Raw genomic sequence first — 13,674 nt, 5'->3', positions numbered from 1 at the left:
GCACTTTTGAGCAACACGCACGCGTTACACCGGCGCAACCAACAAGCGGGTTTGCGAATCCCAGCGCCACAATCGTTCATTGGTGAGAAGCGTACCGCCCCACCAGCGCCGAATCGGGTTGTCGCGGCGGAAATCCTCGCCTGCCAGCACCGCCTTCCCCAGATCTGTAAGCGACAAGCGGGATTGCTTGTATCGTGCGTGACGGAGAGCATCGTCATGCATGTCGAGCGAGAATGGCCCCTCGTCCAGCCCGGACACAGCCGGCACTGGACATCGCGCGAGCCCATCAAGCAGCGCGCCCACTTCCCAGTAGTCGAATATGCGACGCTCGTTGGGCTTCTGATGGCCTGGGAAGACATCGAAGGGCTGCACGTTGCCTGGTGCGATCAACTCAAGAATCCGCATCTCAGTGGCTCCGAGACCAGTGGCAACGCTCGGAAGCTCTTCGAGCAGGTCAACGGCGCCCCACTCAAGCTGCGGAAGCAAACTCAAATCCGTTTTGAGAAGGCCGAACCAGTCCTGCGGCGTCGGCGCACGATAAGCCCGCCACGCACGAGCTGCCAGTTCAAGGTGATCAGGCGTGAGCTCAACAATCGGCGGGTTCAGCTTGGCAAGCCGCTCCAGATCGACACAACCAACGGCAATGTCCAGCTGACGCATCACGAGTTTGGAAACCGCCGCTCTTTCATTGCCGCAATGGTCGAGCAGCCAGAGCAGAATCAATTGCGCATTCGGCTCTGGCCCCATCCACAATTCGGCCGAGTCGCATTCCGATAGCAGTTCGATCAGTCCACGGTCTTTCACTCCCGACCCTTCGAGACGCCAGGACGGCGTGTCGTCCAACCAATGAAGACCGCAAGGCTGCGTCGTGCGCGGCGCAAAGAAAGCACCCAATTCCTCCTCGGATGGCAGCGGCCCCCAGATGAGCCGACGCTCGATCGCGATGACGAGATCGGCAAGATCCGCGCGTAGCAGAGCGCCGGCAGCGGACGAGTCTGTTGTCACGATGAGCCGCGTCATGCTCGCAGCCTCACGGCTTCGCCAAGCCAGGGCCGTAGCGCCACAGCCGATCGTTGGTCAGATGCGTGCCGCCCCACCAGCGATCAATCGGATTGTATCGGCTAAAATCTTCCTGATGGGCCAGGACAGCTTTACCGAACTCGGTCAGCGAAAGGCGGCTGCGTAGATAGACTTCATGCCGAGCCCTCAAATTCTTAAGGTCGATTGTGCGCAGTTCGTCGCCCAAACCGGCCACTGCTGGCCTCGGGCCGAGCGCGAGCCCCTCAAGCAACGAGCCCAACTCAAATTCTCCGAACACGAACGTGCGCCGATGCGAGCGCAGGTGAAACAACCCATTCGGGTTCGCAAATCCTCTGGAAAGAAGCTCCAGAAATCGCATCTCCGTCGCACCAAGCCCTGTCGAAGGTGACGGCAGTTCTGCCACCAGATTGAGCAAAGCCGGCCGCAGCATCAACAAAGCGCTCAGATCGCTGTGAAGAAGATCGATGCATGGCTCCGGCGTCGGTGCACGATAGGCCTGCCATGTCATTCTGGCAGTTTCAAACTCCCTTGAGGTGACCGCGAAGGCTGGAATATGCGATGCGGACTTTCCCAATTCTTCGCCCCTCATCATGATCAGATCATCCGTCACCAAGCGCAGTTTGAGCTTTCGCGCCGGCCAGGCATGAGAGCTGAGGTAATCCAGCAACCAAATCAGCTGCAGCTGATCTACCGGACTCGGGTCGAACCAGAGTTCGATCACGTCGTACAGTTCGCAAAGATCGACAAAGGACAGATCTTTTTGGTCCCTGACGGCGTGAGGCCAATGGATGCCCCAATCTGACCAGTGGTCACCTCGCGGAAGAGCCTCCGAACGCGCCGCAAAATAGGCGGCAAGCATTTCGGGTGAAGGCAAGGGTCCCCACTGAAAGCGAAAAGCGAACATTACGACGATGTCGGCCAGCTCCGATTTCCCGAGACCGAAGCCGGACGAACTGGTCAGGATCAGCCGCTTCATCGCACCACCTGATCAACGCAACACCAAACGAAACGGGCACCGAAGACGTCGGCAACTCAACGTCCTCAGCGCCCGCTCCTCGCGAAAACTCTACTGCTTTAAGGCTTACTCCGCCGGCTCCTCGCCGTCGGCGTCGCGCTCCGGTGTGCCGGCGAGAATCTGCTCGGCGATCAGGCCGGAGTTCTGGCGGATCGAGGTCTCGATCTTGGCGGTGATGTCGGGGTTGGCCTTCAGGAAAGCTTTCGAGTTCTCGCGGCCCTGGCCGAGGCGCTGGCTGTCATAGGAGAACCAGGCGCCGGACTTCTCGACGATGCCGGCCTTGACGCCGAGATCGAGGATCTCGCCCATCTTGGAGACGCCCTCGCCATACATGATATCGAACTCGACCTGCTTGAAGGGCGGCGCCAGCTTGTTCTTCACCACCTTCACGCGCGTGGTGTTGCCGACGACCTCGTCGCGCTCTTTGATCGCGCCGATGCGGCGGATGTCGAGGCGGACGGAGGCGTAGAATTTCAGCGCGTTGCCGCCGGTCGTGGTCTCGGGCGAGCCGTACATCACACCGATCTTCATGCGGATCTGGTTGATGAAGATCACCATGGTGTTGGACTTGTTGATCGAGGCCGTGAGCTTGCGCAGCGCCTGGCTCATCAGGCGGGCTTGCAGACCTGGCAGCGCATCGCCCATCTCGCCCTCGAGCTCGGCCTTCGGCACCAGCGCCGCAACCGAATCGACCACCAGCACGTCGACCGCGCCGGAGCGCACCAAGGTGTCGCAGATTTCCAGCGCCTGCTCGCCGGTGTCGGGCTGCGAGATCAGCAACTCGTCGATGTTGACGCCGAGCTTGCGGGCATAGACCGGGTCGAGCGCGTGCTCGGCATCGATGAAGGCGCAGATGCCGCCCTTCTTCTGCGCTTCCGCCACCGTATGCAGCGCCAGCGTGGTCTTGCCCGACGATTCCGGCCCGTAGATCTCGACAATGCGTCCCTTGGGCAGGCCGCCGATGCCGAGCGCGATATCGAGCCCGAGCGAGCCCGAGGACACCGCCTCGATGTCCATGGAGCGGTCGCTCTTGCCGAGCTTCATCACCGATCCCTTGCCGAACTGGCGCTCGATCTGAGAGAGCGCGGCAGCCAGGGCTTTACTCTTGTCCATGGAAGATCCTTCGACGATACGCAGGGCAGTGGCGGACATTGGGTCGTGCTCCTTATGGCGAGGATTCGCTAGGGGGACAAACGATTGAGAGGGCGTGCCGGCGATAAAAGTAATGTACCCTATTTGTTCCAGGTTCGCAATATGTTCTTTGCGGCTGTCCCAATCCCCTGCTCGTGCCTGAATCGAAAAGGGGCCGCCCTTCAGCGACCCCTTTGCCGGTTGCAATCTCGTTTCGGGATGAAATCCAGCCCCGGCGGGAGGCACCGTACCGGTGTCCAGATGCCAAGTGGATTCCGGGCAACTACTGTTCGTAGCACTGTCCTAATTTGCGTTTCGCTGGATCTCTTGCGCTTGAGCGCTACACTATGTAACGCTAATATATGTAGCGTTATCTTTCGTACCCTTGAATCCAGGAGGCGTGATGAAATCGGTTCTCAAGATCGTTGTAGCGCTGGCCATCTTCGTCGGCTCGGCCTCGACGCAAGCGCAGACATCGAACACTCCGATCTCATCGGGCGCTCCGAAAGTCGGTGCAAAAATTACGAAGAAATCGCAATTGCACGACGGCTGCCACAGCCGGCACGCGCAGATGCTTGGTAAGCCCTGCCACTAAAGCGCGATGACGAAGAATCGTCATCGCGCTTTAGTCTATTGTTTGAGCATGATCTCCGCGCAAACGCGTTCGGCGTTTGTCGCGAGGAAAAATCGCACACTTTGCGCTAATGGGATCTTCGTCCGAAGCTGACGCGCATCAAAGACGCACGGGCCTTGGCGCCGTCATAAATCCTTAATCCTGAGGCACCGAACCTTTTCGCGGTCTGTGGCCTTCTTCGGGATGGGACCGCAACTCTGGGGACCCCTGTCATGACTGAAGACACACACCACGGCGCCATCAGGCGCAACCACCTCCTGGAGGCCGCGCAGGAGGAGATGATCAAGTTCGAGCGCAAGGAGAACGAGTTTCGCAAGAAGGACCGTGACGAGCGCGCCGCCGAGCTGCGGTTGCCTCTCGGCGAGATCAAGGTTCACTAAAGCCCACGACGGCGAGCGGCAGCGCCTGGGCACACGTTGCAGAACCTGACCGCCGCGAGCGGCCGCTGTTGACCTCGCGGGAATCCAGCATCGCGCTCCGGGATGCGCTTGGCTTAGCATCCCGCACGATTATGGTATCTAAATACTTCCAGTAAGCCATTGATGGAAAGACGAAATCACCCCACAGCCTACTGTGCATGGGGTTGTTTTCCACCTTTTTGAAAGATTGGTGCCCATTCACCATCGGCGAAGCGCGCCGGCGCGGACCCCGACCGCCTCCCCCATACCTGCGCTGACGCCTTGCTACAGCAACGCCAGCAGGACGAGGCCGATCACCAGCACGACGAAGCCAGCCGCCGTCGCGGCGGCGAAAGACCGCTCTACGTTATCCATGATGCCACCCCGTTGCCGCCGCGCCACGTTTCCCCCATGGCTGCGCCGGACGGTGTGGAATCTTGCCGACCCGTGTGTCGCCAGTTGTGCGGACGGATGTCGAAATTGGGACGGGCGCGAGGCCAGTCTGCGGCCCGCGCGATCGCGACTAGCACAGACACCGTCAGGCGCGTGTAAGCCTGATCGCCTAGTCTCGACGTGTCCGGTGGACCAACACCGGGTCTCCATACCCAGCCGACGACCCCGCTCCCCGCGAGCGGGGTTTTCTGTTTGCGGGCATGGACGAAAGCGGCGCGACGAACGTGACGCCGGCCCCCGCTCCGCTTTGGCCCCCTGTCAGGCTGACGTAAGTCGAACCAGTTAGGGTCTCTTGGCTATGGTGTTGCAGCCCAGCACCTCAGCCTCCAACAACTCTTTGCCCCGCTTGGCTCTCCCCAGGCGGGGTTTTTTCATGGCTGCTTGCTGGTTCGCAGCTCCCGCTCCTCCCGCGTCAGCCGCAGCGAGACGGCGCGGATCGCGGGCGCAGCCAGCAGCACGATCGGCAGCATCGCGGCCCAAGCGATCAGCCACGACACCATCCAGTGCCCGAGGAAGACCCTCGCGCTGCCTGCGGGAAGGCTGGCGATGCCTGCCGCGATCAGTGAGGTCAGCCCGGACTGGATGATGCCGAAGACGAAATGAGAATAGCGGCGGGGAATGCCGAGCATGAGGCGCCCATGGTTGCTTGCCGTCATCGGGCCAAGCAAGGCCCATGCCGTCGCGCGCGGATTGCTCCGTGGTTCTCCGACCATGAACAGAGTTCCGGGGCGGCGCGCAAGCGGCGCCGAATCCGACCTCGTTTGCTTCGGAGTGCGCGCCCTCGCGGTTTCCGTCAACGGTCCGCGACTTATCGACAGATTTCACTTGTCGCGGGCATATGATGACGCCCAACATGTTACGGGCATGGAAGGTGAATCGTGGGAGGTGACCATGAATCACAGGGGCGTCGAGTTCACCGTCGCCAAGACGGCAGTTCCCGGAATCTGGCAGTGGCAGTTCCGAATCGGCGACCAAATCAAGACCGGCAGAACTGAGACGAAGATCGACCTCTTGGCGATCCGGCGGGTGCAGTTGCGCATCGACCGAGAACTGAAGGCCATCGAGCGCAAGACGGCCTGAGCAAGACGGCCTGAACCGGCCGGTCTGGGTGAGATCAGCGGCCGGCGCGGCGCCCCGCAGGGTATATCCCGTAGCCGCCCGGAATTGATCTGACCGGGGTTTGGGATTGCACTGCGCGCCCGTGGCCTTGGGGTTGGGCCGTCACGCGTTGATCGGTGCCAGCCATGCCGCTCTACTTCTTTCGAATCCGGAACGGCCGTTATTCCGGCTGCGCGGACCAGGCGAGCGAATTTGCCGATCGCGATTCGGCCTGGAAGGAGATGACCAGCGTCTGCGCTGACATGGCCGCCGGCATCGCCCGCAAGCTCCAGCAAAATTCCGAATGGCACATGGAGCTGCTGGACGAGGCGAAAGAGCCCGTATTCCGGATCCGCATCGTCGCAGAGACGATCGAAAAGGTGAGCCCCTAAAGCGCGATGCGATTAGGATGAATCGCCATCGCGCTTTACGCTCTTGTTTGAGCATGATCTTTTGTTTGAGCATGATCTTTCCGGAAAACCGCTGCACACTTTTCCGGATCATGCTCTAATCCGCGCTGGGCAGCCGCCGCATGGTGAATTCGATGTCGCCGCCGGGCAATTCGCGCCAGGTCTCGACCGCGCTCATATAGCCGGCCTTGGGGTAGCGGGCGAAGAAGGCCTCCGCCCTTGCCCGTGCCGCTGCGCGCGGCAGCGTGAAGGTCTCGCGCAGATAGCCGTCGCCGGTCGGATGGCCCGGCTTGCCGCCCATCTTGCGCCGGCGTGCCATCCGTTCGGCGAGATCCCGCGGACGATCGGCCATGTCCCGTCCTCCTCTACGCAATACTCTACTCTCTTGCGAGATGTAGGAGGCCGGCAGGGCAAAGAGGAGTCCCGGCCGGAGGCGTCACCGCCCCCGAGCGGCGGCAGGTTAATTGGCGGCCGTGCCGGATTTCTTCTTCGGCGCGCTGGTCGCGGCCGAGGCCTTCGGCGCCGCCGACTGCTTCGGCGGATCGGCGCGCATGCCGCCCCAGGGATCGTTGGACGCCTTGGAGTCCGGAATCTTCTTCAGCGTTTCCTTGTAGGCCTTTTCACGCTCGGCGTCCGCGGCCTTCTCCTCGGGGGTCTTGCCCGGGCCTTCCTGCAGCAAATTGAGATTGGGCATTTGCGCATAGGCCGGTCCCGCCAGCACGGCCAGCACCGCGGCCAAACGGAAAAGCTTCATCATCCACTCCTTGATCATCCATGAAGCGCGGATCGCCCGCGCCTTGTCATCCTTGTCGCGGCCGACCGCGACCTCAGGGCCGCTAGAGCCGGTCCGATCTGCACGATTTCGGCGCATGCAGCCAGTCGTCCCAGATCGGGCCGCATTTGGTGCACCCGTTCAGCGCAAGGCCGAGCGCAGCCAGACAAAAGACCAGGACACATCGACGCAACATCATCCACCCGTACCCAAGCGAGCCATCATATCGGGCGAAGTCGGGCATTTTCAAGCCGAAGAGACCGGCGCCAGACCGGGTGACTTTGCCGCGCCGATGCGCGCAGAATGAGGCGAAACTTCCGGCCATCATGGAGGGAACGACAGCAATGCAAACGCAGCCAGACGCCGAGTTCGGCATCACTGACGCCAAACGCATCCTCGGCGAGGTCTTTGCGCCCTGGGTCCAGGATCTCGACCTCTCGGTCGAGCGCATCGAGCACGCACAGCCGGCGAATGCGCCGGACTGGCAGCCGGGTGCCCTGCTGCGCATGCCGTTTTCGGAACGGCTGTGCCGGAACGGCGGCGTGGTCTGCGGCCAGGCGCTGATGGCGCTCGCCGACACCGCGATGGTAATCGCGATCCTCGCCGCCAACCGCGGCTATCGTCCGATGACCACGGTCGACCAGACCACGCATTTCATGCGCGCAGCCTCCTCGTCGGACGTGCTGGCGGACGCGCGCGTGGTGCGGCTCGGGCGCACCATGAGCTTTGGCCGCGTCACGCTGCTCTCGGCCTCCGACAACAAGCCGATTGCGATGGTGTCGAGCGCGTTCGCGATGCTGCCTGGGTGATCGTGCTCCGAAAAGAAGAGAGCCGCGGAAGCACAAGGCGCGCCGCGGCTCTCGACGAATCCCATGTCGAGACAGGAAACGCTACTTGCCGAGCACCTCGTCGGCCGCGGTCACGATGCTGACGTTCGGATTTTTTCCGCAATAGGCGCCGAACTTCTTGGCGTTCTCGATGAACACGTCGGTGTCGATGATCGCGTTGTCCTCGTCGCCCTTGTACCAGCCGTCCATCCAGGTCAGTACGACTTGGATGTTGTCTTCGCCGCTCTCGAGGAATTGCTTGCAGCTCATGGTCGAGAGGTCCCACTTGACGGCGTGGGCGGGCATGGACGACAGCGAGAGCGCTGCAGCGAACAGAATCGAAAGCATGGTCTTCATCAGTATCTCCATCGGCGCGTAGCGCCATAAAAGGCTTGTCAGGAAAGTCGGCGGAGAGATTGTCCGCGTCAACGTGGTAAACGAAGTCTGAAGCGCTGCGCAAGTAGCGCCAGTATTGAGTTGAGTTCAAGGTAATTTCTATGCGCTATTTCACAATGGTCATTGTGGATGAACGCGAATGATTGAGAGGCGTGAAACGCAGCGTCACCGTGTTTTCAAGGGGGGCAGGATCACCTTTGAAAATAGCGGAATCGCATGCACGGTGAGAAACATATCGACCGGCGGCGCTGCCGTCGATCTCGACGGTCCCACAACGCTGCCGCAGAGCTTCAAGTTATCGATTTCGTGCGACAATTTCGTGCGGACTTGCCGCCCCGTGTGGCGCAGCGACAAACGCGTCGGCCTTGCTTTCGTGCAATAGCGCGCGCGATGTGAACGATCGTTCGCATCGCATCCACAACACGATCATGATCGCGTGATACGACGGCGACGACGCCAGCGCAGGCTTGCGATCACAAGCGCGACGACAACGAGCGCGATCACTGAGGACGCCGCAAGAAATCGTCCGCCGGGACGATCGATGGTGCGTGACCATAGCGAGGGCGCCTCGCCCGGCCTCGCCAGGCGAAACGCAACGACGCTGTCGCCGATCGAAGTGCCTGCCTCGGAGTGGCCGCCGGCGCCGATCGCGACATATTGCTCGCCCTGCCAGAGATAGGTCATGGGATTGGCGACGCCCGGGACCGGCAACCGGCCCTGCCACAGCTCCCTGCCGCTCCGCGCATCGAAGGCGCGCAAATACGCGTCCATCGCTCCGGTGAAGACGAGCCCGCCTGCGGTGACCGCGAGCCCGTTGACGAGCGGCGCGCCCCACGGCAGCGGCACGCCGAGCGGTGCAAGATCCTCGGTGGTGCCGACCGTCGAACGCCACAGGATTTTTCCGGCCTTCAGATCGACCGCGACCATCTCGCCCCAGGGCGGCTTGTTGCAGAGCAAGCCGAGCGGCGACATGACCACTGCGCGTGTCATCGCGAACGGCGTACCACGCTGCTGGCCGAAATCATGACCGGGCGGCGGATTGAACCCGACAGCTTCCGCGCGCGGGATCAGCTTCACGCGATGCACGGCGCGGCTGGTGTTGGCGTAGAGGATCTGGCTGACCGGATCGAAGGCCGCACTGCCCCAGTTCACCCCGCCACCGGTGAACGGAAACAACAGCGTGCCCTGCCTCGAAGGCGGCGTGAACAGGCCCTCATTGTGCGCCTCGGCGAACTGTCGCTCGCAGGACGAGCGACGCAGCGCAGGCAATAGCGCGAGCGCATCATCGGTCGAGATCGTCTGCGACGTCAGCGCGGGCACGTGCGTCGGGAACGGCTGGGTCGGCGACAATCTTTCCCCTTCCGCGCCGTCCTGCGGCACGGCGCGCTCCTCGACGGGCCACACCGGCTTGCCGGTGTCGCGATCGAGCACGAAGACAAAACCCTGCTTGGTCGGCTGGATCACGACGTCGCGCTGGCCCTCACCCGTGTCGAGGCGCGCCAGCGTCGGTTGCGCCGCTAGATCGTAGTCCCAGACGTCGTGATGCACGATCTGAAAGGCCCATACGAGTTCGCCGGTCTCGATGTGCAGCGCGACCACCGAATTGGCGTGCTCATTGTTGCCCGGCCGCTTGCCGCCCCAGAAATCCGGCGAGGGCGACGACGTCGGCAGGAACACGAATCCGCGCGTGTCATCGACCGACATCGGCGCCCAGACATTGGCGTGACCGGCTTCGATGCCGTCGCGCTTGAGCGGCTCGAAGGTCCAGCGTGGCTGGCCGCTGCGCGCATCGAACGCTCGCACCACGCCGCTCGGCGCGTCGACACGGCGGTTGTCGCCGATCGCAGATCCGACCACGACGACACCGCGGCCGACCGCCGGCGGCGAGGTGATCTGGAATTCGCCTGGCCATTCCAGGGCCATTCCGATATCGAGCTTGATCTCCCCGCCATTGCCAAAACCGGCACAGGGAACGCCTGTCTTCGCATCGAGCGCGATCAGGCGGACGTCGTTCGTGCCCATGAAGATGCGCGCGCGGCAGGCGGCATGCGGCGGTGCCGTGTCGTCGACCCAATAGGTGACGCCGCGGCAGACATAGCGATTGGCGGGGCGCTGGTTGATCGCGATCTTCGGATCGTAGCGCCATTTCTGCGCGCCCGTGCCGGGATCGAGCGCGATGACCTCGTTGAAGGGCGTGCAGAAGATCAGGCTGCCTTCGACGAACAGCGGCGTTGCCTGGAATTTGGTTCGCCGCATCAGCTCGGGCGAGCGTGCCGTGAGATCGCCGGTGTGATATTCGAAGGCGCGGACGAGCTGGCCGACATTGCCCGGCGAGATCTCCTGCAGTGGCGAGAAGCGCGAACCGCCGGGATCGCCGCCCCAGCTCTCCCAGGCGAAGCATGGCGGTACGGTAAGCAACAGGAGCGTAACGAATGCGGCCGCAATGCGCAGGTGGATCCGCACCGCCCGCCTCGTTCTATTTCGACTTCTTGGCAGGTTCGCTGGGGCGGGCCCCGCCCCACGGATCGTACTTTTCCTTGGGCTCGGGAATGCGCTCGAGCGCAGCCTTGTAGGCCTTTTCGTCGACCTTGGGCTTGTTGTCCGCCTTGGCGTCGTTGCCATGGCGCTTGCCGCCGGCGCCCATCTGCGCCTGAGCCACGCTTTCCGCCAGCGCCAGCACCGCGGCCGCTATCACCAAAATCCTCATGAATGCAACCCCCCTCGCCTGGGGTACAAACTAGCCTGCAATCCCGTAATAGCAAATGCCGCGGGTTCCAAGACTTCAGCAAATCTTGATCGGGCGGGACTTCGCCCGATCGCATTCGTGCCTATGTGTTGGCGCGCAGGGGGACCTTCAAGTATGTTGCGGATCATTGCTCATGCGGCGCTTCTCGCCGGCGCGCTCGCACTCGGTGCCTGCGGCTTTGCCGACAGCCGCGCGCCGGTGCCCGAGTTCATGCGCATGAAGGAAGCCGAGCAACCGCCACCCGAGCCGGCCCCCGACGTCAAGCGCGTGGTGCGCGAGCAGATCGACGTGGTCTTCTTGAACACGTCCTATCCGCGTGAGGTGCACGTAGCCCCGCCCCATCGCGAGGTGCGAGGACCGGGCTGGACGGCCTGCGTCCGCGCACAGCTCACCTCCGCGACTGGTACGTCGCTGGGCGCCCAGACCTACATCGTGACCATCACCGGTGGAAGGGTCGTCGACCGCCGGCGTGCGGAAGCCGACGACATCTGCGGGACCGAGACTTACCAGCCGATTTAGGAACAAATCGCTCTAACGAAGCTGCGGTTCCGGGGAAAAACCAGCATCGCCGACGGGAACGAACACCGCCTCCCTTTCTTGTTACCGCCGAGGGCAGTTTCGAGGAGGACATGATGAGGACGTTGACTGTTGCGCTGTTGGCGGGCGTCGGTGCTTTGGCAGCCGCATCGAGTGCGAAGGCTTCCGACATCTACACGAGCAGCGAGTACACCAATCCGGATCTCGTCCAGCAGGTACGACTTGTCTGCGACGACGCCGGCCGCTGCTATCGCACGCGCGGCGGTTCGCGTGTGATCGTGCGAGATTCCTATGACTACATGCCGCGCGAACGCTATTATGAACGTCGGATCTACCATCGCGATTGGGATGACGGCCCGCGCGCCGGCGTCGGCATTCGCGCACCCGGCGTCAGCGTTGGCGTCGGTGTCGACGATCGCTGGTAATCGATGAAGTCTTGATGGCCGGGACCGGACGAGACAACTCGCCCGGTCCCGTTCGCATGATCGTATCGAATGACCGCAACTAGGCGACAACCGATTGTTGCTGAAACTGCTCGTAGGCCGCGATCGCGTCCGCAGCATACATCAACGACGGGCCGCCGCCCATATAGACCGCCATGCCGAGCGTCTCCTCGACCTCCTGGCGCGTCGCGCCGAGCTTGACGAGCGCTTCGGTGTGAAAGCCGATGCAGCCGTCGCAATGCGCAGCGACGCCAAGCGCCAGCGCGATCAGCTCCTTCGTCTTCTTGTCGAGCGCGCCGTCGTGCGTCGCCGCCTGGGCAAGTGCGGCAAATCCCTTCATGGTCTCGGGAATGTCGCTCCGGAGCTTGCGCATGTTGGCCGAGATTTGCCGGGTGATCTCGGGATAATTCTTGTCCATGATTTACTCTCCGGGTTACTTCAGGTTTCGAGCGGATCGGCAGGCGTGACGAAGCGCGTCAGCGACGGCAAGCGGGCGATGAAGCGCGCCAGCACCATGCCGGCACTCATCGCCGCGACAAAGATCACGGCGGACACCGATCCAAAACCGAGCGCGGTCAGCGCCGGTCCCGGACAGAAGCCTGCCAATCCCCAGCCGATGCCGAAGATCGCGGGACCTGCGATGATCCTGGGATCGATGTCCCTTCGCGTGGGAAGATAAAACCGTTCAGCGAAGAACGGACGCGCACGCCTCAGGACGCGGTTGAAGCCGATGAAGGTCACCGCGACCGCACCGGCCATCACGAAGGCAAGGCTCGCATCCCACGTTCCCGCCGAAATGCCGCCGATGTCGAGGAAGTTCAGAACCTTGGCCGGGTTCGACATGCCAGACACGATGAGGCCGAGACCGAAGATCAGGCCGACGACGAATTGAACCAGGATAGCCATCGGCGTCAGTTCCAGTGCCGCATCACGAAGACCGTCGCAACGCCGGTCGCCATGAAAGTGATGGTCGCAACCAGTGAGCGCGCTGAGAGCCGCGACAGGCCGCAGACGCCATGGCCGGAGGTGCAGCCACTGCCCCACACCGAACCAAAACCGGTAAGCAACCCGCCGACGATCAAAACGGCCGGCCCGGCCGCGATCGTCTGCGCCGGTAGACTTCCGGTGACGAACAGCACCAGCACGGGTGCGGCGACGAGACCGGCGACGAAGGCGAGCCGGCCGGCGAACTCGCCGTCCTCGTAAGGCGGAAACAGCCGTGCCGCGATGCCGCTGACGCCGGCGATACGTCCGTTCGCCCACATCAGCAGAACGGCGGACAACCCGATCAGTGCACCGCCGACGAGGGAGGCGATCGGCGTAAATGATGTCGAAACCATCAGACCCTCCGCAGCGAGAGCACCTTTCAGGAACCCCGCACCAACGATTTAGTACTTTCTTATTTTCGGATATACTAATATATATGGCCTCCATGAGGCGCAAGCCCCGGAATCAAGAATTGCTCGCTCTGGAGGAGAAGGCCGAGGAGGCCTCCCGCCTCCTCGCCGCCATGGGCAACCCAAAACGGCTCCTGGTTCTCTGCAATATGCTGGATGGCGAAAAGTCCGTCGGCGAGCTCGCCGACATCGCGGGCCTGTCGTCGGCGGCACTATCCCAGCATCTCGGAAAGATGCGCGCATTGAGCCTGGTCAAACCCAGACGGGAGGGTCAGACGATATACTACAGCATCGCGAGCCAGGAGGTCCGCTCGGTGCTGGAGACTCTGTACCGCCTCTTCTGCGCACCGGAATAGGTCTTCGCTGGCAATAACGC

22 protein-coding genes are annotated in these 13,674 nt (G+C 62.5%); 10 read left to right on the top strand and 12 right to left on the bottom strand.

What is annotated here, in order from left to right:
* Positions 1–24: 24 nt before the first annotated feature.
* The 3 genes from AAE027_RS24150 to recA all read right to left on the bottom strand — a co-directional run bounded on the left by AAE027_RS24150 (position 25) and on the right by recA (position 3,208).
* On the bottom strand, positions 25–1,020 hold the full coding sequence (locus AAE027_RS24150) for a hypothetical protein (protein WP_370988864.1): 996 nt from the start codon (positions 1,018–1,020) through the stop codon (positions 25–27).
* Between the two features lie 10 nt (positions 1,021–1,030).
* Positions 1,031–2,017 (bottom strand): hypothetical protein, encoded by a 987-nt coding sequence (locus AAE027_RS24145; RefSeq protein ID WP_370988863.1) that lies wholly within the window; start codon positions 2,015–2,017, stop codon positions 1,031–1,033.
* A gap of 105 nt (positions 2,018–2,122) precedes the next feature.
* Positions 2,123–3,208, bottom strand: a complete 1,086-nt coding sequence (gene recA / locus AAE027_RS24140; RefSeq protein WP_091889095.1) for a recombinase RecA — start codon at positions 3,206–3,208, stop codon at positions 2,123–2,125.
* Positions 3,209–3,590: 382 nt separating this feature from the next.
* Between recA and AAE027_RS24135 the strand changes: the two genes are divergently transcribed.
* Both AAE027_RS24135 and AAE027_RS24130 read left to right on the top strand, forming a co-directional pair.
* Positions 3,591–3,782, top strand: a complete 192-nt coding sequence (locus AAE027_RS24135) for a hypothetical protein (protein WP_370988862.1) — start codon at positions 3,591–3,593, stop codon at positions 3,780–3,782.
* A 251-nt stretch (positions 3,783–4,033) separates the two neighbouring features.
* Positions 4,034–4,201: a hypothetical protein gene (locus tag AAE027_RS24130; RefSeq protein ID WP_164934493.1), complete on the top strand. Its 168-nt coding sequence runs from the start codon at positions 4,034–4,036 to the stop codon at positions 4,199–4,201.
* A gap of 842 nt (positions 4,202–5,043) precedes the next feature.
* Here AAE027_RS24130 and AAE027_RS24125 read toward each other — a convergent pair.
* The gene (locus tag AAE027_RS24125; protein WP_370988963.1) at positions 5,044–5,301 is read right to left on the bottom strand and encodes a DUF2798 domain-containing protein; all 258 of its coding nucleotides are present in this window, start codon (positions 5,299–5,301) and stop codon (positions 5,044–5,046) included.
* Positions 5,302–5,563: 262 nt separating this feature from the next.
* On the opposite strand from AAE027_RS24125, the gene AAE027_RS24120 reads away from it, so the two are divergent.
* Complete coding sequence (locus AAE027_RS24120) at positions 5,564–5,752, top strand: hypothetical protein (protein ID WP_091889179.1); 189 nt, start codon at positions 5,564–5,566, stop codon at positions 5,750–5,752.
* A gap of 164 nt (positions 5,753–5,916) precedes the next feature.
* A complete protein-coding gene (locus AAE027_RS24115) occupies positions 5,917–6,162 on the top strand; it encodes a DUF6894 family protein (protein WP_091889101.1) in 246 nt (81 codons plus the stop codon).
* A gap of 115 nt (positions 6,163–6,277) precedes the next feature.
* Here the strand turns inward: AAE027_RS24115 and AAE027_RS24110 are convergent, their stop codons facing one another.
* Both AAE027_RS24110 and AAE027_RS24105 read right to left on the bottom strand, forming a co-directional pair.
* A complete protein-coding gene (locus AAE027_RS24110; protein WP_176945665.1) occupies positions 6,278–6,532 on the bottom strand; it encodes a hypothetical protein in 255 nt (84 codons plus the stop codon).
* A 108-nt stretch (positions 6,533–6,640) separates the two neighbouring features.
* Complete coding sequence (locus AAE027_RS24105) at positions 6,641–6,934, bottom strand: hypothetical protein (protein ID WP_091889181.1); 294 nt, start codon at positions 6,932–6,934, stop codon at positions 6,641–6,643.
* Between the two features lie 115 nt (positions 6,935–7,049).
* Here AAE027_RS24105 and AAE027_RS24100 point away from each other — a divergent pair, with 115 nt between their 5' ends.
* Together AAE027_RS24100 and AAE027_RS24095 are read left to right on the top strand one after the other, a co-directional pair.
* Positions 7,050–7,259 (top strand): hypothetical protein, encoded by a 210-nt coding sequence (locus AAE027_RS24100; RefSeq protein WP_164939634.1) that lies wholly within the window; start codon positions 7,050–7,052, stop codon positions 7,257–7,259.
* Positions 7,260–7,296: 37 nt separating this feature from the next.
* Positions 7,297–7,761, top strand: a complete 465-nt coding sequence (locus AAE027_RS24095; protein WP_370988861.1) for a PaaI family thioesterase — start codon at positions 7,297–7,299, stop codon at positions 7,759–7,761.
* An 81-nt stretch (positions 7,762–7,842) separates the two neighbouring features.
* Here the strand turns inward: AAE027_RS24095 and AAE027_RS24090 are convergent, their stop codons facing one another.
* On the bottom strand, positions 7,843–8,136 hold the full coding sequence (locus AAE027_RS24090; protein WP_176945666.1) for an HdeA family protein: 294 nt from the start codon (positions 8,134–8,136) through the stop codon (positions 7,843–7,845).
* Between the two features lie 178 nt (positions 8,137–8,314).
* Here AAE027_RS24090 and AAE027_RS24085 point away from each other — a divergent pair, with 178 nt between their 5' ends.
* Positions 8,315–8,557, top strand: coding sequence for a PilZ domain-containing protein (locus AAE027_RS24085; protein WP_370988860.1), 243 nt, complete (start codon positions 8,315–8,317; stop codon positions 8,555–8,557).
* Positions 8,558–8,601: 44 nt separating this feature from the next.
* On the opposite strand, the gene AAE027_RS24080 is transcribed toward AAE027_RS24085, so the two are convergent.
* Positions 8,602–10,638 (bottom strand): pyrroloquinoline quinone-dependent dehydrogenase, encoded by a 2,037-nt coding sequence (locus AAE027_RS24080; RefSeq protein ID WP_370988859.1) that lies wholly within the window; start codon positions 10,636–10,638, stop codon positions 8,602–8,604.
* Between the two features lie 13 nt (positions 10,639–10,651).
* Complete coding sequence (locus tag AAE027_RS24075) at positions 10,652–10,882, bottom strand: hypothetical protein (RefSeq protein WP_370988858.1); 231 nt, start codon at positions 10,880–10,882, stop codon at positions 10,652–10,654.
* 153 nt (positions 10,883–11,035) lie between these two features.
* On the opposite strand from AAE027_RS24075, the gene AAE027_RS24070 reads away from it, so the two are divergent.
* The gene (locus AAE027_RS24070) at positions 11,036–11,440 is read left to right on the top strand and encodes a hypothetical protein (RefSeq protein WP_128932867.1); all 405 of its coding nucleotides are present in this window, start codon (positions 11,036–11,038) and stop codon (positions 11,438–11,440) included.
* A gap of 110 nt (positions 11,441–11,550) precedes the next feature.
* Positions 11,551–11,883 (top strand): hypothetical protein, encoded by a 333-nt coding sequence (locus tag AAE027_RS24065; RefSeq protein WP_370988857.1) that lies wholly within the window; start codon positions 11,551–11,553, stop codon positions 11,881–11,883.
* A gap of 79 nt (positions 11,884–11,962) precedes the next feature.
* On the opposite strand, the gene AAE027_RS24060 is transcribed toward AAE027_RS24065, so the two are convergent.
* The 3 genes from AAE027_RS24060 to AAE027_RS24050 are packed head-to-tail and all read right to left on the bottom strand — an operon-like array spanning position 11,963 to position 13,241.
* On the bottom strand, positions 11,963–12,319 hold the full coding sequence (locus AAE027_RS24060) for a carboxymuconolactone decarboxylase family protein (RefSeq protein ID WP_370988856.1): 357 nt from the start codon (positions 12,317–12,319) through the stop codon (positions 11,963–11,965).
* Between the two features lie 20 nt (positions 12,320–12,339).
* The gene (locus AAE027_RS24055) at positions 12,340–12,807 is read right to left on the bottom strand and encodes a DUF6691 family protein (RefSeq protein ID WP_091889119.1); all 468 of its coding nucleotides are present in this window, start codon (positions 12,805–12,807) and stop codon (positions 12,340–12,342) included.
* Between the two features lie 5 nt (positions 12,808–12,812).
* Positions 12,813–13,241 (bottom strand): YeeE/YedE family protein, encoded by a 429-nt coding sequence (locus AAE027_RS24050; protein ID WP_370988855.1) that lies wholly within the window; start codon positions 13,239–13,241, stop codon positions 12,813–12,815.
* Positions 13,242–13,333: 92 nt separating this feature from the next.
* Between AAE027_RS24050 and AAE027_RS24045 the strand changes: the two genes are divergently transcribed.
* On the top strand, positions 13,334–13,654 hold the full coding sequence (locus AAE027_RS24045) for an ArsR/SmtB family transcription factor (protein WP_370988962.1): 321 nt from the start codon (positions 13,334–13,336) through the stop codon (positions 13,652–13,654).
* Positions 13,655–13,674 lie beyond the last annotated feature (20 nt).

It is taken from the genome of Bradyrhizobium sp. DN3, from assembly GCF_041357655.1.
In the GTDB taxonomy this organism is placed as follows: domain Bacteria; phylum Pseudomonadota; class Alphaproteobacteria; order Rhizobiales; family Xanthobacteraceae; genus Bradyrhizobium.
The sequence above is the reverse complement of the archived record's forward strand: the minus strand, read 5'-3'. Positions and strand labels throughout refer to the sequence as shown.